At 63.0% G+C, this 20,976-nt stretch carries 18 protein-coding genes; 10 read left to right on the top strand and 8 right to left on the bottom strand.

Annotation, left to right across the window (positions count from 1 at the left end):
• The first annotated feature begins 44 nt into the window (after window positions 1-44).
• Window positions 45-434, top strand: coding sequence for a hypothetical protein (locus SB753_RS04345; RefSeq protein WP_410799151.1), 390 nt, complete (start codon window positions 45-47; stop codon window positions 432-434).
• 129 nt (window positions 435-563) lie between these two features.
• On the opposite strand, the gene SB753_RS04340 is transcribed toward SB753_RS04345, so the two are convergent.
• Complete coding sequence (locus SB753_RS04340; protein ID WP_394340531.1) at window positions 564-1,262, bottom strand: hypothetical protein; 699 nt, start codon at window positions 1,260-1,262, stop codon at window positions 564-566.
• A 248-nt stretch (window positions 1,263-1,510) separates the two neighbouring features.
• Between SB753_RS04340 and SB753_RS04335 the strand changes: the two genes are divergently transcribed.
• Entirely contained in the window at window positions 1,511-2,497 is a 987-nt protein-coding gene (locus SB753_RS04335) for a hypothetical protein (protein ID WP_410799149.1), read from the top strand.
• A 72-nt stretch (window positions 2,498-2,569) separates the two neighbouring features.
• On the opposite strand, the gene SB753_RS04330 is transcribed toward SB753_RS04335, so the two are convergent.
• The 3 genes from SB753_RS04330 to SB753_RS04320 form a co-directional block, all read right to left on the bottom strand.
• Window positions 2,570-3,148, bottom strand: a complete 579-nt coding sequence (locus SB753_RS04330; protein WP_087753449.1) for a YceI family protein — start codon at window positions 3,146-3,148, stop codon at window positions 2,570-2,572.
• A 60-nt stretch (window positions 3,149-3,208) separates the two neighbouring features.
• Window positions 3,209-3,772: a YceI family protein gene (locus tag SB753_RS04325; RefSeq protein ID WP_088174362.1), complete on the bottom strand. Its 564-nt coding sequence runs from the start codon at window positions 3,770-3,772 to the stop codon at window positions 3,209-3,211.
• A 94-nt stretch (window positions 3,773-3,866) separates the two neighbouring features.
• Complete coding sequence (locus tag SB753_RS04320) at window positions 3,867-4,427, bottom strand: cytochrome b (protein ID WP_410799147.1); 561 nt, start codon at window positions 4,425-4,427, stop codon at window positions 3,867-3,869.
• Window positions 4,428-4,647: 220 nt separating this feature from the next.
• On the opposite strand from SB753_RS04320, the gene SB753_RS04315 reads away from it, so the two are divergent.
• On the top strand, window positions 4,648-5,898 hold the full coding sequence (locus SB753_RS04315) for an arsenic transporter (RefSeq protein ID WP_410799145.1): 1,251 nt from the start codon (window positions 4,648-4,650) through the stop codon (window positions 5,896-5,898).
• A gap of 96 nt (window positions 5,899-5,994) precedes the next feature.
• Here SB753_RS04315 and SB753_RS04310 read toward each other — a convergent pair whose 3' ends face one another.
• Window positions 5,995-6,903, bottom strand: a complete 909-nt coding sequence (locus SB753_RS04310) for a formate/nitrite transporter family protein (RefSeq protein ID WP_410799143.1) — start codon at window positions 6,901-6,903, stop codon at window positions 5,995-5,997.
• Entirely contained in the window at window positions 6,900-7,145 is a 246-nt protein-coding gene (locus tag SB753_RS04305) for a hypothetical protein (protein WP_020066425.1), read from the bottom strand. The genes SB753_RS04310 and SB753_RS04305 overlap by 4 nt, the downstream gene beginning before the upstream one ends.
• Before the next feature lie 524 nt (window positions 7,146-7,669).
• Between SB753_RS04305 and SB753_RS04300 the strand changes: the two genes are divergently transcribed.
• The 6 genes from SB753_RS04300 (at window position 7,670) to SB753_RS04275 (ending at window position 16,122) form a co-directional block, all read left to right on the top strand.
• Complete coding sequence (locus SB753_RS04300) at window positions 7,670-7,960, top strand: EF-hand domain-containing protein (protein WP_020066423.1); 291 nt, start codon at window positions 7,670-7,672, stop codon at window positions 7,958-7,960.
• 122 nt (window positions 7,961-8,082) lie between these two features.
• Window positions 8,083-9,654 (top strand): efflux transporter outer membrane subunit, encoded by a 1,572-nt coding sequence (locus SB753_RS04295; RefSeq protein WP_410799141.1) that lies wholly within the window; start codon window positions 8,083-8,085, stop codon window positions 9,652-9,654.
• A 19-nt stretch (window positions 9,655-9,673) separates the two neighbouring features.
• Window positions 9,674-10,858 (top strand): efflux RND transporter periplasmic adaptor subunit, encoded by a 1,185-nt coding sequence (locus tag SB753_RS04290; protein ID WP_410799139.1) that lies wholly within the window; start codon window positions 9,674-9,676, stop codon window positions 10,856-10,858.
• Entirely contained in the window at window positions 10,855-13,986 is a 3,132-nt protein-coding gene (locus tag SB753_RS04285; RefSeq protein WP_410799137.1) for an efflux RND transporter permease subunit, read from the top strand. The genes SB753_RS04290 and SB753_RS04285 overlap by 4 nt, the downstream gene beginning before the upstream one ends.
• A gap of 16 nt (window positions 13,987-14,002) precedes the next feature.
• Complete coding sequence (locus tag SB753_RS04280) at window positions 14,003-14,716, top strand: response regulator (protein WP_408162697.1); 714 nt, start codon at window positions 14,003-14,005, stop codon at window positions 14,714-14,716.
• Window positions 14,713-16,122, top strand: a complete 1,410-nt coding sequence (locus tag SB753_RS04275) for an ATP-binding protein (protein WP_410799135.1) — start codon at window positions 14,713-14,715, stop codon at window positions 16,120-16,122. Before SB753_RS04280 ends, SB753_RS04275 begins: the two co-directional genes overlap by 4 nt.
• Before the next feature lie 22 nt (window positions 16,123-16,144).
• Here the strand turns inward: SB753_RS04275 and SB753_RS04270 are convergent, their stop codons facing one another.
• Both SB753_RS04270 and SB753_RS04265 read right to left on the bottom strand, forming a co-directional pair.
• A complete protein-coding gene (locus SB753_RS04270) occupies window positions 16,145-16,411 on the bottom strand; it encodes a hypothetical protein (RefSeq protein WP_027804371.1) in 267 nt (88 codons plus the stop codon).
• Between the two features lie 197 nt (window positions 16,412-16,608).
• Window positions 16,609-19,278: a response regulator gene (locus SB753_RS04265; RefSeq protein WP_410799133.1), complete on the bottom strand. Its 2,670-nt coding sequence runs from the start codon at window positions 19,276-19,278 to the stop codon at window positions 16,609-16,611.
• 398 nt (window positions 19,279-19,676) lie between these two features.
• Here SB753_RS04265 and SB753_RS04260 point away from each other — a divergent pair, with 398 nt between their 5' ends.
• Window positions 19,677-20,942 carry a DUF2252 domain-containing protein gene (locus SB753_RS04260; RefSeq protein ID WP_087753439.1) on the top strand — a complete coding sequence of 422 codons (1,266 nt, stop codon included), beginning with the start codon at window positions 19,677-19,679 and terminating at the stop codon, window positions 20,940-20,942.
• Window positions 20,943-20,976 lie beyond the last annotated feature (34 nt).

Here is a 20,976-nt window from a genome sequence, read left to right as displayed (position 1 = left end):
ACCCAATATGCCGTTCGTCATACCGATCGGAAAAGGAGATGCTGATGCGTGCCCACCGCTGTCTGCCTGTGTTCGTTTTTCCCTTGCTGCTTGTCGGCTGCAATACGCCGCCGATTCCTCCAGGCAAGTCGGTCGATATTCCGACTGCCCTCGAACAGGTCCTCGACGGATTGTGCAACTTCAGGAAGCAGGAGGCGGCGCGCAAGCGGGACGGGGACGTCGATATCGACACCGTCACCGTCACCGTGCAGCTTGACCTGACGATCGATGGTTCACGCAATCCGCCTGTCGCGGTCGCGCCGGATATCCAGTTCATTCCGACCGTCAGTTACGGACAGATGATTACGGCGAACAGAGGAAGCACGCTCACCATTGCGCTCAAACACAAGGGCACAGGCAGTTGGGGCACTGGCGACTGCAATGCTTCCAAATGAGAACAGCCGGAGTGGAAACCGTGGTTCAAGTGGCGGCGTGGGAACGCGTGCGCGTTGCCACGCTTTGAAGGGCCTGCCGCATTGGATGACAGCATCGCGACGCGACTCAAGCCTGGCCGCGACTATCGACTAGAAGCGATAAGTCACGCCGATCTGAAGGACCGGATAGATTTTGTAGCGCTCCACCGTATTGCTGATTTTCTGTTCCTGCTCGTCGATGTTTGCCTGAGTCGTGAACATCGAGTAAATGGCGGGCACGTTGTAGTGCGTGCGCGGACGGCCGTAGGCAACGCCCAGATCGAACGTCAGGCCGAAGCCCTTGGAAACCGGCTTATGTCCATAGCCGATCCCGACATACGGCATTACCCGCGGCAGCGTGACCGTGGCCGAAGGCGCGGCGCCCACGGCCGGCACGTAGTCGTCGCCGATTTTGTAGTTGCCGTCCGCATTGGGCACGGCGTGAGCCGAAAGCTCGTTGTCGTTGATCAATGCGCCCGCCGTCAGGCGAAAACCGCTTGATTGGAACGGGAACACGTCGAGATAAAGACCGCCTTGTAGCAGCTTGAGATGGCCGTCGTATTTGTTCTGGTCAACGTTGACCGAATGCGAGAAGCCAAGACCTTCGAATTCCGCATGCACGCCAGCCCATGAATTGAGCGGCAAAGCCGCGCCGATGCCCGCGCCGAGCGTACCGCCGTGTACATAAATCTCCTGCGCGTGCGCCGTGCTTCCGAAGACCGCCAATGCGGCCATCGCGGCGAGAGCCGCATTCTTTACCTGCCGTTTCACCTGTCCCACCACTTGTCTCCCGACACGAACCAATTGCATGGCGAGGACTTTACGATTCCATCGCGAGGTTCAAATGAATGAACAGCGGGGGATTGTGGCGGCTCTTCGCGCTCAAGTATGGCGCTTTGCCGGAAGCGGAAATAATGCCCCGTAACTTGTTCCGAACCGGCGATTAAAGCGCGTTGCCTTGACGGATTAACCCCGTTTTAAAGGGCTATTCGGCAAATGAAACGAGCGGGCGCGCTTCGATAATCAACTCATTGAAGCCTTTCAAATCTGGAGTAGTGATGTCTGTTTCGAAAACGTTCCGCTCATCTGGTGCCGCGGTTGCGGTCGCCGTTGCCGCAGCCGCCGTTCTCGGCGCATGCGGCGGCGGCTCGGGCGGCAGCAGTGGCGGCAGTAACGTGCTGAAGTTGTCGTCGGCGGTGCAGAGCGAGCACGTCGCAAGGTATGCGGGCGCGTTCGGCATGTTGTCGGGCCCTGGCGTCGCGGCGATCTATACGTCGGTCGTGCAATCGCTGCTGACGGGCGTGACGGCGGGCGCGGGCAACACCATGACCTCGTGTCCGGCGAGCGGCTCGATCAGCGTCCTCGCACAGGGTGCGGGTGTGAGCGGACTGCAAAGCGGCGAGACGGCGACGGTCGGTTTCAATCAATGCGTAGGGCAGGTGAAGGCGCCCGGCGTGTCGGACAGCGCGTCGATTACCGGCACCGTCAGCGTGCAGATTCAGAACGTGCACGGCATTGTCGGCAACGCATCGAACGACTGGTCGTACAGCGCGATCGAAACGGCCAATGCGTTGACACTGGTGTCGTCGAACGGCAAGACCGTTGTCAACGGCACGGTCAGCTACACGATGAGCTACAACGCGGCAACCGGCATCACGACGACGACCGCGAGCAGCCCAACGGTGACGCTCGATCGCAACCAGACGGCCGGCTCCGGCAGCATCAGCGGAAAGATCACGATCACGTCGCTGACGTATTCGCGCGTGCATGGCGCCGATCCGGTCACCGATACACTCGCGACCAGCGGTGACATCAGCGTGAACGCCGCCGACGCGACGATCGCGTTCGCCGTGTCCACGCCCACGCCCGTCAAGGTCAACGGCGGCAAGGTCACCGCCGGCGTGATCCAGTTGGCGACGAGCGACACAGTGGAGACCATCACGCCGAAAGACGAGTCGAGCGTGACCATCACGGTCACGTCGAACGGAAAAACGGGGACTTACGCTGAGACCGTGGACGACTTCCGCTCGCTCGCGGGCGCCTGAGCGAAAGCGCGGCTGAATGCGCGCGCTGCGAGCGCGCGCGCGGGCAGGCGCGTGGCCGCGCCCGCCGTGACTTTACTGCTTGATGCCTTCGGCCTGAATGTGCAGCGTGGTCTGCATCTTGAAGCCGTAGGTCTTGCCGAAGTCGACGCCGAAGTCATCGCGATTGAATGTTGCGGTCGATTCGGTACCGCAAACTTCGCGCTTGAGCATCGGGTTCACGAAGCACTTGAACGACTCAATCTTCAGATTGACCGGCTTGGTCACGCCATGCATGGTCAGCGTGCCGATCACTTCAACAGGCTTGTCGCCGTCGAAGCGGATTTGCGTGCCCTTGTAGGTTGCGGTCGGGTACTTCGCAACGTCGAAGAACTTGTCGGTGACCAGTTCGGAATCGAGCTTGTCATTGCCGATATCCACCGAGCTCATGTCGATCGTCACGTCGACCGTGCCCGTCTTTGCCGCGCGGTCGAGCACAACGGTGCCGCTGCTCTTCTTGAACTTGCCGCGCCAGATCGACACGCCGCCGAAGTGATCGGTTTCGAAGCTCGGGGACGTGTGGGTCGGATCGAGCTGGTAAGTGTCGGCGGCCATTGCGTTGAACGACAATGCGGCGGCGAGAGCGCCGGCGGCGATCAAAAATTGTTTCTTCAAGATGTTCTCCAGGTTTCGAAAAGTGCTATGAGGCTTGCGGTTTTACTTCGGTTTTTTTAATCACTTCTTCGAAGCGACGAGGTGAAATTTGATGACGACTTCGTCGGCTACGACCGACGTGTCCTTCCATTCGCCAGTGCCGACGTCGAACTGGGAGCGTTTGATCGGCAGCGAGCCGTCGAACGTCTGCGTCGGGCCCTGGCTTGCAATCGTGACGGGCACCACCACGGTCTGCGATTTGCCCTTGATGGTCAGCTTGCCGGTGATCTTGTACTGATTGCCGCCCGCCGGTGCGATCGCGCTGGAAACAAACGTTGCGGCCGGATACGTGGCGCTGTCGAACCATTCCTTGCCTTGCGCCTGCTTGTTGTAGTCGTCCGCGCCGAGGTCGTAGCTGCCGGTGTCGATCGACACGTTCGCGCTTCCTGCGGTCGGCTTCGCCGGATCGAACGACAGTTGCGCCGAAAACTTTCTGAACTTGCCGTCGACAGGCACGTTCATCTGCTTCGTCGTGGCAATGACGGTGCTTTTGCTCGTGTCGACGTCGGCATGCGCGAGGCCGGCACCGAAGAGAGAAAGGGCGGCGACGCCGGCGAGAATGGAGTGATGGAGTGTGTTTTTCATGGTGATACGCATCCTATCGAACCCGTGCGCGTTCATTGCGCACAGTGAAGAATTTGATTGCCAACAGGCTGTAGCGAATGGGCGCCGATGAGTGTCACTTGAGGAACGGAATCATCCGTGCGAGCAGGCCGTCGCGGTCGACAAACTGGTGCTTCAGCGCCGCCAGCACGTGCATGGCGACCAGCGCGAGCAACGTGTAATTGAGCAGCACATGCAAAGTGCGCAGCGTCGCCTTCAGCGCCTGATCCGGGCCAATGAAGGTCGGCAGCGGCACGATGCCGAGATACACCACCTGAATGCCCGCCGCCGAACTGTAGAGGTAGCCCGACACCGGAATCGCCAGCATCAGCAGATACAGCAGGCCGTGGACGGCGTGCGCCGCCGCCTTTTGCCACGCGGGCGTTGCGCTATCCAGAGCCGGTGCGCGATGCGTCGCTCGCCACAAAACGCGCGCCACGGCGAGCATCAATACGGTGACGCCGATCCATTTGTGCCATGAGAAATACTTGAGCTTCGTCGGCGTGAAGCCGGGAATGTCCGTCATGATCCAGCCCAGATAAAAGCCGCCGACGATCAGCACGGCGATCAGCCAGTGCAGTGCGATTGCGGCGCCGTGGTAACGGCCTGTATCAGTGTGGCGGGATATGTCGTTCATACGCGTCGGTTATGCATGGTGGCAGTGAGTGCGAATAGTAGGCAGGTCAATGGAGACTGAATAGGCGGGGGCGCGAGAACACATTGTTGTACTGGTGACGGTAATGCGTGCTGGCTCGCGACTTGCAACGTCGGGCGAGGCAAGCGGAGCCGGGGCCGAGTTGGGGTATCCTGCGCACCGGGCCTTGCCCACGTACAACCATCCATTCAGGGCTTTCGTTGTGACTTCGATTTTCCTTTCATGGGGTATTGCCGCCTTTGCGACGGCCGGCGTGATCGCCCGTCCCTTCAAATGGCCGGAAGCGGTGTGGGCGGTGGCCGGCGCGCTGCTGCTGGTCTCGCTCGGCCTGTTGCCGTTGCATCTCGCGGTCGAAGCCGTGGGCAAGGGCACTGACGTCTATCTGTTCCTGTCCGGCATGATGCTGCTTTCCGAGGTGGGACGCCGGGAAGGGCTGTTCGACTGGGTCGCGGTGCTTGCCGTGAACCATGCGCAAGGTTCGCCGCGCAAGCTTTTCATGCTGGTCTATCTGGTCGGCGTGGTGATTACCGCCTTTCTGTCGAACGACGCCACCGCGGTCGTTCTCACGCCGGCTGTGTTCGCCGCCGCGAAGAAGGCGAAGACGGACCCGCTGCCGTTACTGTTCGTGTGCGCGTTCATTGCAAACGCAGCCAGCTTCGTGCTGCCGATCTCCAATCCGGCCAATATCGTGCTGTATGGTAATCACACGCCCGCGCTCGTGCCGTGGTTGATGCGCTTCGCGTTGCCGTCGCTGCTGTCGATCGTCGCCACGTATGTGCTGCTGCGCTGGACCCAACGCAAGGCGCTCGCAGGCAGCTGCGAGGCGAATCTCGAGCCGCTTCAGCTTTCGTCGAGCGGACGGGTGGCGCTCGCCGGCATCGCTGTGACCGCCGTCGTGCTGCTGGCGGTATCGGCGTTCGACATTCAGTTGGGGCTGCCCACCGCGATACTCGGCGCGGCGACCGCGCTCGTCGTGCTGATCCAGGAGCGCAAATCGCCGCTGCCGATGATCCGCGAAATTTCGTGGAGCGTGCTGCCGCTCGTGGCCGCGCTGTTCATTCTCGTCGAAATGCTCGATTACACCGGTGTGATCAGCACGCTGGCAGAGCTAACGCGTTCGGCGGCCGCGCACAACGAAATGACAACCGCCGGCTGGGCCGGCAGCGCCATCGCGATCGGCAGCAATCTGATGAACAATCTGCCGGCCGGGCTGATCGCCAGTTCCACGGTGATGCAGGCGCATAGCCCGGAGCGCGTGATCGACGCACTGCTGATCGGCGTCGACCTCGGACCCAACATGTCGATCACCGGTTCGCTTGCGACGATTCTCTGGCTCAACGCAATTCGTCGCGAAGGCGAGGACGTGAGCTTCGTGAAGTTTCTGAAGGTCGGCGTCGTGGTCATGCTGCCCGCGCTGGTGCTCGCGCTCGGCGCGCGGATTCTGATCGGCTGACGCACGGCTTGCCGCGAGGGCCTGTGAAGGCCGCCGCGGCGAGCCACGAGTGCCGCCGCATTTGCGGCGCCGAGCCGCCCGCGCAACTGAACGTGCTCAGCGATGGCCGTTTATTTCAGGCGCGATGGCCGCGTGATTGAGCAGCGCAACCAGCGACATCCCGCCCACGGTATTGCCCACGAGCGTCGGCACGAGAAAACGGAAGAAATAGTCGTGCAGGCTCGCGTCGCCGCTCAGGAACGCATAAGCAACCTCCGTCGATCCGGCGATGATGTGCGAGAGATGGCTGACGGCGACCACATAGGTGATCAGCAGCACGGTCAACAGACGCCCGGACCGCGCGCTCGGCAACAGCCACACCATCAGTGCGATCAGCCAGCCCGCGAAGACCGCCTTTACCATGGTCGGCAGCATGTGTTCCGAGCCGACTGCCGCACGCGATACCTCGCCGAGTGCATCCACCACCGCAGGCGAGAAGACATCGGGAATGCGTAGCATCGCCGCGAAGATCCATGTGCTGATGAGGTTGAAGACGAGCACCACGGCCCATAGACGCATCGCTTTAAGCAATGTGCGTGGATCGCGCCGCGTCAATACGGGCAGCACCACGGTCAGCGTGCTCTCGGTAAAAAGCTGCTGCCGTCCCATGATGACCAGCACGAAACCGATCGAATAACCGAAGCTCGACACCAGATGGCGCCATGGCGTGTCCGGCAACCCCGCATCGAGCACGGCTTGTGTGAGAAACGAAAATCCCATGGACAGACCGGCGGCGAGCGATGACCAGATCAACGCGCCGATGGTCCGCTCGAGCGCGGCTTCGCCCTCTTCGCGGACGATCTCATGCAGCACGAGCGCGTGCGGGGCGGTGTGATGCGCCGCCTGATCCTGCTCGCCCTCGTTCAGATGAGGCGAGTCTGCGCCGGCGTCCTGCGCGCGTGGCGCGCTGTCGCCGGCTGCTGCATCGGGTGCTTTGTGTTTCGGTTCCCTGGTCGCCTCGGTCATGAACGGACGTCCTTCGAGCGCATGCCAGGCGCTTCGCAGACGGCTTCTTCGGAATCCCGCAATGCGCCGAGCACGGCTTCGAGACGTGCCAGCCGGGCTCGTTGCACCGGCACCAGCGCCGCACGCGACAGGAGGCGCACGCGGTTTTCCCAATACGAAAGAGGAATGCGGTCATTGACCGAAATCCGCCCCAACACGAGTTCGAGATGGGCGATCTCGCTGTCCAGGTTCGGGTAGTTCATCGACGTGGTCCGGGAAAAAGAGGTGAACGGTAAATCTGCTCCGGCACTACCTGTGTGGGTGAGCAAGTAGTGTTCCCCAATTCCTCAGGACAACGGGAATTCACCAGGCGTTCTTGCAGTCCGCATGTCGTATGCTCAAGCACGCGCCACTGCCGCTATCGGCCCGTTCCATCACGGAGCGGCGCGAGATCAGAATTACGCAAATCGTCGCCTGACGGTAGCACTCGTTCATTTCATTCGATGTCACGCCGCGCCTGTCGCCGCGCGAGGCAATGGACAGCTGTGGCCGTCGATACGTCACTACAGACGGCCACAAACGGCAATGAGCAGCGATAAACGGCGGCAACAGGGCGGCACTCCGCCATGCGCCCCGGCGCTTCCCAAGGCGCCCCGGCGCTTCATGACATTAATCGACATAACTCTGCAATTGCTTTGGGGCGTGGGTTCCACAAGAATTCGGCCTGTCATTGGACGGATCGCGGCATAAGCAGGCGACGCTCGGTGGCTTATCGAAGGAGTCAGTCATGAAAAAATTGCTCGCCGCCGTCCTGCTGTGCTGCGCGTCCACCGTCACGTTCGCTCAGGCCGCGCCGCAAGGCGGTAATCCGCAGCGCATGGAGCGCATGGTTGCGCAGTTGCAAACGCGTTTTGCGAACGCCAATACCACGCACGACGGCAAGCTGACGAAAGAGCAGGCCGCGGCCGGCATGCCGATGGTCGCTAGTCACTTCGACGAGATCGACACGCAGAAGCTCGGCTACGTCACGTTGCCGGAGATCGAGGCGTATATGCGCGAACGCGGTGCAGCGCATTAAGTGGGGCACTGCGCGGTGCACTGAGCGGCGCGCCTTGCAGCGAAACCACACGATGCTGGCGCCGCGCGCTTGTCGCAACTGTCATGAACCCCTCCCTCAACCATTGACGCCCGATTCACGCGATGAAACCTGCCACGTCAAGCCGTTTGCGTCTTGTAAGCGCATCGATCGTCGTGTCGATGGGCGTGGCGTTGAGCGGTTGCATCAGCGTTGGCCCGGACTTCAGGGAGCCCGACGTCACGCTGGAAAACCAGTGGCTGGAGAGCTTGCCGCCTGCCGCGCAGAGCACGCCCGCCGGCGAGGCCGCGTGGTGGAAAGCGTTCAACGACCCGGTGCTGAGCGCGCTCGAACAACGCGCTTATGAGCGCAACCTGTCGCTGCAGGTCGCGGGGCTGCATATCTTCAAGGCGCGGGCGCAGCTTGCGATCAGCGGGGAAAATCTCCTGCCGCAATCGGGCAGCGCGTCGGTTGGCGCGAGCCATATCAACACGAGCGGGGTCGGGCCCATACCGCCGGCTCATTTGTGGGCCGAGCATCTGCACGTGAACGCCGGTTGGGAGATCGATTTCTGGGGGAAATACCGCCGGCAGATCGAATCGGATCGCGCGCAATTGCGCGTGTCGGAGGCGGCGTACGACAACGCGCTGGTGTCGATGTTCGCCGACGTCGCCAACGCATATATCGATCTGCGCGCGTTGGAGCAACGCATCGCCGTAGCGCGGCAGAACCTCAAGTCCGTCCAGGATAGCCTGACGCTCACGCAGGCGCGCTATAAACGCGGCGCGTCGAGTCAGCTCGACGTCGAGCAGGCCGCCACGCTGGTAGCCGAAACCGAGGCGCAGATTCCGCCGCTCATCAAGGCGCGTGTGCAGGATCGCGACACGCTCGCGGTGCTGCTCGCCGATCCGCCGGACGCCGTCGACGCGCAACTGAAAGGCAGCAGTGCGATCCCCGTGCCGCCGACGCAGATCGACGTAGGCATTCCCGCCGATCTATTACGGCGCCGTCCCGACGTGCGCCAGGCCGCACTCAACGCGGCGGCGCAGTCGGCGCTGATCGGCGCGGCGAAGGCGAAGCTGTACCCGTCGTTATCGCTGACGGGACTGTTCGGCTTGTCATCCGGCGAACAGCATGGCATTGGACTAACGCAATGGGGCGGCAAGACGATCGGCCTTTTCTCGGCGGGCATTTCTCTGCCCATTCTCGACCGGGCGCAACTTCAGAACGCGGTGCGAATCCAGGATGCGGCATTCCAGGAAGCGGTGCTCGACTACCAGAACACCGTGCTGCAGGCGCAAAAAGAAGTGGAAGACGCGATTGCCGCGCTTCGCACATCGCTCGATGCGCTGGCGGCGTCGTCGCGCGCTTCTGACGCATCGCAGCGCGCATTGCGGCTTGCCAACATTCAATATCGCTCCGGCTCCGTGACTTACGACTCGGTGCTGGACGCTTCACGCTCGGCGTTGCGCGACGGCGATTCGCTCGCGCAGAACCAGGGGATTGCGGCGCTTGCGGCGGTGTCGCTGTATCGCGCGCTTGGCGGAGGATGGGAAGTCGCGCAAGGTCAGCAGGTGGTCAGCGAGCGGATCGCCGAAGAGATGGCGCGGCGCACGGATTGGGGGCGTCTGTTGAACCCGCCTGCCGATTCCGCGCTGGCGCGTGCGAGCGCGAACTCGCCGCCGGGCAGTAAATAACGAAGCGGGGAATAACGACATGGCCAATCGAAGAGCAGTGGGCGAGGGCGCAGCGAATGCCCGCGTGCCGGCAGAGCCGCGACGTCCAGCGTTTCACGCCGCGTTGTACCGTCCGTTGCGCGCCTTGCCTCGCGTTGCCCTGCTGACGACATTGAGCGTGGCGTTGAGCGCGGCATTGAGCGGTTGCCACGACGGCAATGCGCCGGCTGCACAGGCCGCGCAGTTGCCGCAAGTCAGCGTCATGCACCCCGAGTCGCGCGAAGTGCGCGAGCAACTCGATCTGACCGGCAGCGTCGCACCGTCGGCAACCGTCACGCTGGTCGCGCGCGTTCAAGGCGTACTGAAGGAAATCGGCTTCACCGACGGCGCCAATGTAAAGCAAGGGCAACTGCTGTTTCGCATCGAACCGGATACGTATCGCGCGCAACTCGTCTACGACCAGGCCTCGCTCGATAACGCCGACCAGGAACTGAAGCGCCAGAAGGAGCTCACGTCAGACAACGCGACTTCGGAGTCGTCGCTGCAAAAGGCACAGACCACCCGCGACCAGGCGCTTGCGAAGCGGGACATGTCGCGCATCAACCTCGGCTACACGGAAATACGCGCGCCGTTCGCGGGCCGCATCGGCGCGCGCGCGTTCGATGTCGGCAATGTGGTGGGCGGATCGGATTCGACGAAACTCGCCACGCTGGATCGCATCCAGCCGGTATATGTGAACTTCACGTTGAACGAGCGCGACGCGAACCGCATCGGCCTCTTTACGCGAGCGCCGCGCACCGTGCGAGTCAATCTGATCGGCGCCAAGCCGGAGCAAGGTGAGGACGCCGCGCTGGAATTCGTCGATACGCGAGTCGATCCGGCGAGCGGCGCGATCAAGTTGCGCGCTGATATCATCAATCGCGACACGCATCTGATCCCGGGCATGTCGGTCGAGGTGCATATTCCGGTAAGTGAGCCGCAGAAGGTGCTGCTCGTGCCGGATACTGCGTTGCTGCGCGAGCAGGCCGGCGCATCGGTGCTGGTCGTGAATGCCGGCGGCGTGATCGAGAAGCGCGGCGTCACGACCGGCAGCCTGTATGGTTCGCTGCGCGCGATCAAAAGCGGCCTCGGTCCGGCAGACAGGGTCGTGACGGGCGGGGGGCTCGCCGTTGCGCCGGGCGTCAAGGTGCAAACAGTCGATGCCGTAGCGCAGGGCCGTTCATGATCCGCTTTTTCGTCGAGCGCCCCGTATTCGCCAATGTGATTGCGTTGATCGCGATGCTGCTCGGCGCGGTCGCGCTCATCAATCTGCCCATCGCGCAATATCCGCCGATCACGCCGCCTACCGTGCAGGTGGTCGCGCACTTTCCGGGCGCAAGCGCGACGACGGTGATCGACCGCGTTGCGTTGCCCATCGAAGCACAGGTCAACGGCGTGGAGAACGCGCTGTACATGCAGTCGACGAGTACGAACGACGGCACTTACACGCTCACCGTCACGTTCGCCGTGGGCACCGACGTCGACAAGGCGCAGGTGCTCGTGCAGAACCGTGTGTCGGCCGCCACCGCGCAACTGCCGCAAGCAGTTCAGCAGCAGGGCGTGACCGTGAGGAAGCGCTCCACCGCCATTTTGCAGTTGTACACGCTGCAATCGCCGAACCCAAAATACGATTCGCTTTTTCTCAGCAACTACGCGGTCATTTATCTGCGCGATACGCTTGCGCGTTTGCCGGGCGTCGGCGACGTCACCGTGTTCGGCACCGGCCAGTACAGCATGCGGGTCTGGCTCGATCCGCAAAAGTTGAGCGAGCGCAATCTGAGCGCGGCCGACGTAATGCAGGCCATACAGAGCCAGAGCAAGGACGTAAGCGCGGGTCAGCTCGGCTCGGAGCCCAACGCGGGAGGCCGGGCGTTCCAGCTCACCGTGACGATGCGTGGCGTGCTTTCCGATCCGCATGAATTCGACGACATCATCGTGAAGGCGGATTCGAGCGACGGCGGCCATTTCGTGCGCATTCGCGATGTCGGACGCACGGAGCTCGGCTCGTCGAGCTACGGACAGTTCTTCAATCTCGACGGCAAGCCCGCTGCCGGAATCGCGATCTATCAGTTACCCGAAGCAAATGCGCTCGAGGTCGGCAATGCGGTAAAGGAGACCATGGCGCGTCTCGCGAAAGATATGCCGCAAGGCGTCACCTATCAATTGCCCTTCGATACGACGACCTTCGTGCGGCAATCCGTGATCGACGTTTACAAGACTCTCTTCGAGGCGGCGTTGCTCGTGCTCGCGGTGATCCTGCTGTTTCTGCAGAACTGGCGTGCGATGCTCGTGCCTGCCACGACGATCCCCGTCACGATTGTCGGCACGTTTGGCGCCATCTATATGATGGGTTTTTCCATCAACCTGCTGACGCTGTTCGCGATCGTTCTTGCGATAGGCATTGTGGTGGACGATGCAATCGTCGTCGTCGAAGGCATTACGCAGCATATCGAACAGGGCAAGACGCCGAAGCAGGCCGCCATCGACGCCATGCATGAACTGCTCGGCCCGATCATCGGCATTACGCTCGTGCTGGTGTCGGTGTTCCTGCCTTCGGCGTTTCTTGGCGGCGTCACGGGCCAGATGTACCGGCAGTTTGCGCTCGTGGTGGTTGCGACCACGATCATCAGCGCGATCAATGCGGTGACGCTCAAGCCGGTGCAGAGCGTGCGCTGGTTGCGGCACCAGCGGCCCGGCAAACCGAACGTGGTGTACCGCGTGTTCGACAGGGCCTATGCGCGCGTGGAGAACGGCTACGTCAAGGTGGTTTCGTGGTTCGTCGCGCGCTGCAAGCTCGCGCTCGTTATCGCGCTTGCGCTGGGCGCGGCATCGGCGTTCCTGCTGACGCGCGTGCCGACCAGTTTCATTCCGCTCGAAGATCAGGGATACATGCTGATCGCCGCACAACTCGCCGACGCGGCGTCGCTCGGACGAACGCGCGAGGCCAGCACACAGATCGAGAAGCGGATCGGTGCGATTCCCGGCGTGAATCACGTGGTGTCGATCGGCGGTATTTCGCCGCTGGATAACAACGCGTCGTTGCCGAACTCCGCGCTGATCTACGTCACGCTCGACGACTGGAGCAAGCGCGGCAAGGGCGAGGACCTCCGCTCGCTGTATCTGCGCATGAACAGGGAACTGGCAAAGGTGCCCGACGTGCGTTCGGTTGTCATCGTGCCGCCGCCGATCCAGGGGCTCGGCAACAGCGGCGGCGTGCAGATGCAGGTAATGCTCACCGACGGCTCGCAGAACTATCGGCGGCTGCAAAGCGCGACCGATGCGCTGATTGCGAGCGTGTCGAAACGTCCGGAACTGCAACGCGTGTTCAGTCCGTTTCGCGCCTCGGTGCCGAGCGTCGAACTGACGCTCGACCGCACGAAGGCGGAATCGCTGCAAGTGCCGGTCGGCAATGTATTCGATCTGCTGCAAGATTATGTGGGCTCGGCCTACGTCAATCAGTTCACTGCCTTCAATCACACGTTCCCCGTATTCGTGCAGGCGGACGGCGCGTTTCGCCGCGAGGCCGACGACATTCGCCGCTTGCAGATTCGCAGCAATAGCGGACATATGGTCGAGTTGGGCACGTTCATCGACGCGCACACGAGCGTCGGTCCGGCGGTCGCGACGCTTTATAACCTTGCGCCGGCGGCGGCCATCAACGGTAACCCGGCTAGCGGCTACAGCACCGGGGACGCGATCCGGGCCTTCGAGCAGGAAGCCGCGCGCATCCTGCCGGCCGGCATCGGCTATGAATGGACGGCGATGTCGTACCAGGAAAAGCTGGTTGGCAACTCTGCTTACTGGGTCTTCGCAGTGGGTGTACTGCTCGTGTTTTGCGTGCTCGCCGCGCAATATGAGAGCTGGCTGTTGCCGATCGCGGTCGTGCTCGCGGTGCCGCTTGCGCTGCTGGGCACGGCCGGCACGCTCGCAATACTCGGCGCCGCGAATAACCTGTACACGCAGATTGGCCTCGTTCTGCTGATCGCGCTGTCGGCGAAGAACGCGATTCTGATCGTCGAGTTCGCCCGGCATTTGCGTATGCAAGGCGTGGGCATTGCAGAAGCCGCCGTCGAAGCGGCGCGCCTGCGTTTTCGGCCCATCATGATGACGTCGTTCGCGTTCATTCTCGGCGTCGTCCCGCTCGTGGTAGCTACCGGCGCCAGTGCGAGCGCGCGCCGCTCGCTCGGTATCGCGGTGTTCTCCGGTATGCTGGCTTCAACGTGCATTGCCGTGCTGTTCATTCCGTCGTTCTACGTGTTATTGCAGCGCATTGCCGAACGCCAGGCCGCGCGCAAAACACGAAACGACGCCTGAAACGAGGAGCTTTCGCATGGATCGCCCCGCTAAAATCATCGTGCTCGACGACGAAGTCGAACTGCGCAACATGCTGCAGCGTTTCTTGCGCGGGCAGGGCTTCGACGTCAGAGTCGCGGAAGACGGCAAACGGCTCGACCGCTATCTCGAGCGCGAGCCGTTCGATCTGCTGGTATTGGATCTGATGATCGGCGAAGAGGACGGGCTCGCGATCTGTGCGCGTTTGCGCGAGCAAGGGCAGACGTTGCCGATTCTGATGCTGACCGCGAAGGGCGATCCGCTCGACAGGGTGCTGGGTCTCGAAACCGGCGCCGACGACTATCTTGCGAAGCCTTTTCTTCCGCGCGAACTGGTGGCGCGAATCAATGCACTGCTGCGTCGTCAGAAAATGGCTTCGGGCGAAGTGACGGTCACGTCGCAACGCGTGCGCTTCGGCGAATTTGTGCTCGATGTCGGCAAACAGCAACTCATGCGCGGCGACGCGCCGCTGGAAATCCACTCGGCGCAGATGCTGCTGCTGGTTGCGCTCGCGTCGTCGCCGAACCGGCCGGTAAGCCGCGACAATCTGCTCGCTCGCGCGCGAGGGCGCGATCACGATGCGCTCGACCGCAGCATCGACGTGCAGGTGCTGCGCCTGCGGCAGATCGTCGAGAACGATCCGTCCAAGCCGCGCTTCATCAAGACAGTGTGGGGCGTCGGCTACATGCTGATCGCGGACGTCGATTCATGAGCCGTCCACTATTGCAACGGGTGCTGCCGCGGACACTGCTCGCGCGCAATATTGCATTGTTGATCGCGCTCGTCGTATTGAGCCAGGTGTGCTCGCTCGGCGTGCTGCTGCATTATGTGCAGCGGCCTCGCGTGGAGCGCGCGGCCGCTGTGTTCGCCACCTATGTGACGACGCTCGACAACCTGCTGCAAAGCACGCCGCGCGCCGCGCGCGATGCGCTGGCTGCGCGTCTTGACGCGCGTGCACGGCTTCCCGGCAGTGCGCTGGCGGAGCCGCCGTCGAGTGTCTTGCGCGGATATCGCAACTATCAGCGCAAGGTGTTTCTCGAGAGTCTGCGTGAACATCTTCCGGCCGACATGGAGGCGCGCTGGCAGACCGAAGGAGGCCAACGCCTCTGGATTCGCATGCATGCGCCCGCCGATGGACCGGGCGGCGCGGCTTCGGCAGCCGTCGCCTCGGGCGCCGCCGCGTCCGAGGCCAACACATCCGCTGCACCGTATTGGATTGCACTGCCGATTCCCGAAGACGCCCAGGGCAATGGGCTCGATGCGGCCATTCTGCTGTCGCTCGGCCTTGCCGCGCTGGCGGCGTTGACAGGCTACGCGATTCAGCTTCACCTGAACCGGCCGCTTCAGGAGTTGACGCGCGCGGCGCAGCGCCTGAGCGACGGCGACGCGCCGCCGCCGTTGCCGACCACCGGCCCTTTGGAAATTGCCGCCGTCAGCAGCGCTTTCAATCAGATGACGCACGCGTTGCAACAAGCGGAAGCGACCCGAGCGCTGATGTTGGCCGGCATCTCGCACGACATCCGCACGCCGCTCACCAAGCTCCGCCTTTCGATGGCCATGGCGATGCCGGAGAGCAGCGACAGCAGTTTCGTGGTGGCGGCGGAGTCCTACCTCGACCAGATCGAAACCATCTTGCAGCAGTTCATGGACTACGCAGGCAGCGGCGAGCGGGAGCCAGCCGAACCCGGCGATCTGAACGCGTTGATCGAGCGGCTTGCAGGCGACTTCGCGGGACTCGGGCATGAGTTCGAACTGTCGCTCGCACGCTTGCCGCTGATTCCCTATCGGCCGGTGAGCATGATGCGGCTCCTGATGAATCTGATGCAGAACGCAATCGTGTACGGCGGGAGCGGACTGGCGGTGCGTAGCTGGGCGACCGACGAGTCGGTGTATGTCGCAGTGGGCGACCGCGGCAAGGGGTTATCGGCGGAAGAACTCGAGCAGTTGAAGGCGCCCTTCCAACGCGGCAGGAACGCGCGAGCGCATAGCGGCGGCACGGGGCTTGGGCTCGCGATTGTCGAGCGGATCGCGCGGCTGCACGGTGGCAGGGTGGAGTTTCACGCGCGCGAGGGCGGCGGCCTCGAGGTGTGGGTGGTGGTGCCGGGTGGGGCGGGGTAGCGACCCGCTGCCCGCTCTTCTATTACTCGCGGTCGAGCCACGCATCCAGTCCCACCCGGAACGCGACGCCCGCGATTACCGGCACCGTCAGCATCAGAATGATGCCGAAGTTGGGGATTGCATCGCCATAGGCGATCGGCTGATACAGCACCACACCCGAGACTATCGCGAAGACGAGCACGCCGACGGCTACCATCAGAAGATTGCGCGCCGTGATGGACAACTCTTTGCGCCTCGCCTTGGTCGGGCTTGGGCTCGCAGCGGGGGCTGGGTCGTGTTGGGAAGGCATGATGGCTCTCGTGACAAAAAGCGGCGGAAGGTCAAGCGCCCATGCGACAGGAAAGCAGGCGCGCGCCCGGCATCATACCAGGGCGCGTATGCGCTGCGCGCTTCGCGCCGCGTGCGGCTTCATCGATATAAACCAATATATGCCGCATTCCGGCTTGCGGTGCGAAAAGCGCACGCCGCGCCTGGATGCACGCGGCGTCACCAGGCGGCTTCGATTGGATCGAGCCACTGCGCAAGCTCGCGCCGCAGCTGGGCGAGGTCGAGCGGTTTGCCGAGCATCCGCGCGCCGGGAATGCTGTCGCCGATCGGCGCATGCGCGCCGTAGCCGGACACCAGCAGCACTTGCACGTCCGGCTGTGCGCGCAGGACCGCGCGCGCGAGATTGTCGCCCGACATGCCAGGTAGTGTGATGTCGGTGCACAGAATGTCGTAGCGTTGCGCCGGCACGAGCGGCAGCGCTTCTTCCGCGCTCCCCACCGACGTGCAGTCGAGACCCAGCGCGCCGAGCAGGCTGCTCAGCGCCTCGCGCGAATCGGCGTCGTCCTCGACGAGTAGCACGTGAGCCGGCGAGCGCGCCGGCGCAGCTTCGGGCGCGACGTTTTGACGAGCTTCAAGCCCACGCGCGGCGCCGTCCGGCGTGCAGACGCGCGGCGTCTCGGCGCTCGACGGATCGTAGGCCACGGGCGGCACGCACGCAGCGATCTGCCGGTCGGTCATCTTGCCGACATGCGTTGCACCGGCAACCGGCCCTGCCGACGGGCGCAGCACACTTCGCACCTTGCGCGCGAGATCGTCGCGTCGATACGGTTTCGACAGCAACGTAATGCCGGCATCGAGTTTGCCGTGATGGACGATCTCGTCGCGCGTATAACCGGACGTGAACAAGGTCGGCACCGCGGGCGAGCGCGCCGCGGCACGGCGCGCCAGTTCGACGCTTTTGATCTTGCCCGGCATCACCACATCGGTGAACAACAGGTCGATCGGCATGTCGCTGTGGATGAATTCGAGCGCCGCATCGCCACTGGATGCAGTCAGCACCTTGTAGCCGAGTTGCGCGAGCATTTCGACAGCGGTCAGACGCACGTCCGCATCGTCTTCGACAACGAGGATCGTTTCGCCGCCGCCTACCGGCGTGGCGGTCTGATCGACGGTTTCGGGAGTTTCGGGCTCGCAGCAGCGCGGGAAGTACAGCGACACGGTCGTACCCTGTCCCACCTCGCTTTCAATCAGCGTATGGCCGCCGCTTTGCCGGACGAAGCCGAACACCATACTGAGGCCGAGGCCCGTTCCATGACCGTTCGGCTTGGTCGTGAAGAACGGTTCGAACGCGTGTTCAAGCACCTCTGGCCGCATGCCTGCGCCGGTATCGGTGATGGAGAACACGACGTATTCGCCCGACGACAGCTCCGCGTGGTCGTTGCAAAACGCGGCATCCAGCACACGATTCGCGGCACGGACAGTGAGCGTGCCGTCGGCTTTCATCGCGTCGCGTCCGTTGATCGCGAGATTGAGCAGCGCGTTTTCGAGCTGGTTCCGATCGGCCTGCACGTTCCACAGATCGTCGCTCAATACCGTTTTGATCGTGATGGTCTCGCCGAGCGCGCGATGCAGCATCTCGCTCATGCCCGCGAGCAGCCGGCGCGGATTGAGCACCGTCGGCGAAAGCGGCTGGCGGCGCGCGAACGCCAGCAGATGCGCGGCCAGTTTCGCGCCGCGCTTCACGGCATCGGTCGCCGCCGACAAACGGCGCAGCGTTGCGGGATTATCCCCGGCGTCGGCGGCCATCATTTGCAGATTGCCGTTGATCACTTGCAACACGTTGTTGAAATCGTGCGCGACGCCGCCCGTCAGGCTGCCGATCGCTTCCATCTTTTGCGCCTGGCGTAACTGTTCCTCTGCGAAGGCGCGTGCGGCGACCGCATCGGCAACGCGCTGTTCAAGCGTCTCCGTCAACTGGCGCAGCGACTGCTCGGCGATCTTACGTTCGTGGATGTCGATCAGCACGGCGGGAAACCGGGTGGGCACGCCGTTATCGTCGAACTCGCACTGGCCGTTCGCTTGCACCCACACGTAGTCGCCATTGGGGCGGCGAATCCGGTACTCGGCGCGAAACGGTTTTCCGCCGGACAGCGCCTTGAAGGTCAGATGTTGGAGCAGCGATTGATCGTCCGGATGGATCATTTTTGTCGCCGCGCGGTGATCGACGCCCCGAGCGGCTTCGTCCACCGACAACGAAAAAGTGCGGGCAAAGCGCTCGTCGCCAGTGATCTTTTGGGTGCGCATATCGACGACGCACGTGCCGAGCACGGCGCCCGTATTCAGCGCGAGTTGCAGGCGTTCGTTCGTCTCGTGCAACTCGGCTTCGGCGCGTTGCCGCCAGCGTTCGGTCAACACACGCCCCGTCGTCTCGACAACGATGGCGAGTACGCCCGCAGGCGCGCCGCTGTCGTCTGCAACGGGGCTGTAGTACAGATCCATCCACACGTCCTCGGGCTTACCTTCACGCAGCAGCACGAGTTCCTTGTCGCGATACGACAGCGTGCCGCCGGCAAGGCACGTATTCATGACGTGACGATTGAAGTCGGCGACCTCGGGCCAGCCTGTCTCGACGGGACAGCCCAGCAGGTATGGATGGCGTCCGCCCGCGAAAACCGCGTAGGCGTCGTTGTAAATCATGTGGCCGGCTTTCCCCCACAGCAGCATGAGCGGCACAGGCGAGGCAAGCAGCAGCTGCACGGTTGCGGTCAGGCTGCGAGGCCAGTCCGGGATCGCGCCGACGTCGGTTGCGGACCAGTCGAATTCGCTGATGCGCCGCGCCATCTCGCCGCCCCAACCAGGACAGCCGTGATCTTGTGCCGGAAATGGCATGCTGCGCTCCACAGAGGGTCACATGGATGAGTGGGCCTCCAGTCTGCCGGTTCACATAGCTCGCGTAAAGGCTTCGTATGGCGCCGGCACGCTTTAGCCTTCGGTCGCCCTATGCTCTCGCAAGTTTTACCTGCGCACTGTGCGCAAGCGCATCCGGAAGCGGAAAGAAGCGCCGATGCCCATACGTTGGAGAGAACCTCAGAACGTATTCTCCGGCGGCGGTTTATATCTCGCATGAGTAACCGTTAAAGCCTCATGTGCCCTTACAGAATGCTTCACACGATAGGCGCGATTCCTGCTGAAGGTCGTTGCTTGCGCACGCGACAATGCGCGCGACAAGCGCTGGCGAGGACACGTGCCGCGCCGGCTTCGAATATCGATAAGAGCGGACCGTACAAATGGCGAAGAAGCCCGTCACAACAAACAAGCTGTCCAAACCGCTCAGCAAGCGGGCGAAGAAGCTCCCCGAAGCCGAAGCGCGCCAGCCGCTTCTGACCGCGCGCCGCAACGCGAGAATGGCGCGCTCCGCGCATGCGTATGTGCGAGGCAGCACGAACAGATTTTATGAGTGGCTCGACGGAATCGAAGGGCACGCGCTACCCGAAGGTCCCGCTGTGTGGATCTGCGGCGATTGCCATACGGGCAATCTCGGGCCCGTCGCCGATGCGAATGGCCGCGTCGAGATCCAGATTCGCGATCTCGATCAGACGGTGATCGGCAATCCCGCGCACGACCTCATCCGGCTCGGGCTGTCGCTCGCGACGGCAGCGCGCGGCTCCGACCTGCCAGGCGTGACGATCGTTCAGATGATGGAGGCGCTGGCCGACGGCTATGAACGCGCCTTCGACGAAAGCGCGGGTGAGGCGGACATTCACGCGGAGAAACCGGAGGCGGTGCGCGTCGTGATGAAGGAAGCGGTGCGGCGTTCATGGCGCCATCTTGCCGAAGAGCGTATCGAAGATAGCGAGCCGACTATTCCGCTCGGTTCCCGTTTCTGGCCGCTTGCCAAAAACGAGCGGCGCGAGATCGACGAGCTGTTCAGTAAAACGTCAGTTGCCGCACTCGCGACTGCATTGCGTGGCGCAGGCGACGAGGCGGACGTCGAAGTGCTCGACGCCGCCTACTGGGTCAAGGGCTGCAGTTCGCTCGGACGGCTGCGCTACGCGGTGCTGCTCGACATCGACGGCGCTGCAGTGGACGGCGACGATCTGTGCCTGATCGACATCAAGGAGGCAGCGCCCGCTGCGGCGCCTCGCTATGCGGGCGTGAGAATGCCACGCGATAACGCGGAGCGGGTGGTGGAGGGCGCGCGGCATCTGTCGCCTTCGCTCGGCGACCGGATGAGATCGGCGCGCCTTGCGGATCGCGCGGTGGTGATACGCGAGTTGCTGCCGCAGGACATGAAGCTGACTATCGAGCAACTCACTCGCGACGAAGCGACGAAGGCGGCGCGTTTTCTTGCGCTGGTGGTGGGCAAGGCGCACGCGCGGCAGATGCATCTTGCCGAACGCAAGGCATGGCTCGCCGAGTTGCGCAAGAACCGTTCGAAGACACTCGACGCACCGGGCTGGCTCTGGAAAAGCATCGTGCAACTGGTGAGCAGTCACGCCGCCGGATACCTCGAGCATTGCCGCAAATACGCAACCGGCTCCGACGCGGCCTGAAACGGCCGTGACGGCGGTCCAGCGAATCGGGCCG

Origin of the sequence: Paraburkholderia sp. SIMBA_053, assembly GCF_046534895.1 — a bacterium.
GTDB classification, from domain to species: domain Bacteria; phylum Pseudomonadota; class Gammaproteobacteria; order Burkholderiales; family Burkholderiaceae; genus Paraburkholderia; species Paraburkholderia caledonica.
This window is presented reverse-complemented; position numbering and strand designations above follow the sequence as displayed.

Coding starts and splice junctions, on each gene's coding strand:
- SB753_RS04290 (WP_410799139.1), top strand. CDS start 9,674: ATGGCCAATCGAAGAGCAGTGGGCGAGGGCGCAGCGAATGCCCGCGTG.
- SB753_RS04345 (WP_410799151.1), top strand. CDS start 45: ATGCGTGCCCACCGCTGTCTGCCTGTGTTCGTTTTTCCCTTGCTGCTT.
- SB753_RS04295 (WP_410799141.1), top strand. CDS start 8,083: ATGAAACCTGCCACGTCAAGCCGTTTGCGTCTTGTAAGCGCATCGATC.
- SB753_RS04310 (WP_410799143.1), bottom strand. CDS start 6,903: ATGACCGAGGCGACCAGGGAACCGAAACACAAAGCACCCGATGCAGCA.
- SB753_RS04265 (WP_410799133.1), bottom strand. CDS start 19,278: ATGCCATTTCCGGCACAAGATCACGGCTGTCCTGGTTGGGGCGGCGAG.
- SB753_RS04320 (WP_410799147.1), bottom strand. CDS start 4,427: ATGAACGACATATCCCGCCACACTGATACAGGCCGTTACCACGGCGCC.
- SB753_RS04300 (WP_020066423.1), top strand. CDS start 7,670: ATGAAAAAATTGCTCGCCGCCGTCCTGCTGTGCTGCGCGTCCACCGTC.
- SB753_RS04275 (WP_410799135.1), top strand. CDS start 14,713: ATGAGCCGTCCACTATTGCAACGGGTGCTGCCGCGGACACTGCTCGCG.
- SB753_RS04305 (WP_020066425.1), bottom strand. CDS start 7,145: ATGAACTACCCGAACCTGGACAGCGAGATCGCCCATCTCGAACTCGTG.
- SB753_RS04340 (WP_394340531.1), bottom strand. CDS start 1,262: ATGCAATTGGTTCGTGTCGGGAGACAAGTGGTGGGACAGGTGAAACGG.
- SB753_RS04325 (WP_088174362.1), bottom strand. CDS start 3,772: ATGAAAAACACACTCCATCACTCCATTCTCGCCGGCGTCGCCGCCCTT.
- SB753_RS04270 (WP_027804371.1), bottom strand. CDS start 16,411: ATGCCTTCCCAACACGACCCAGCCCCCGCTGCGAGCCCAAGCCCGACC.
- SB753_RS04335 (WP_410799149.1), top strand. CDS start 1,511: ATGTCTGTTTCGAAAACGTTCCGCTCATCTGGTGCCGCGGTTGCGGTC.
- SB753_RS04280 (WP_408162697.1), top strand. CDS start 14,003: ATGGATCGCCCCGCTAAAATCATCGTGCTCGACGACGAAGTCGAACTG.
- SB753_RS04285 (WP_410799137.1), top strand. CDS start 10,855: ATGATCCGCTTTTTCGTCGAGCGCCCCGTATTCGCCAATGTGATTGCG.
- SB753_RS04260 (WP_087753439.1), top strand. CDS start 19,677: ATGGCGAAGAAGCCCGTCACAACAAACAAGCTGTCCAAACCGCTCAGC.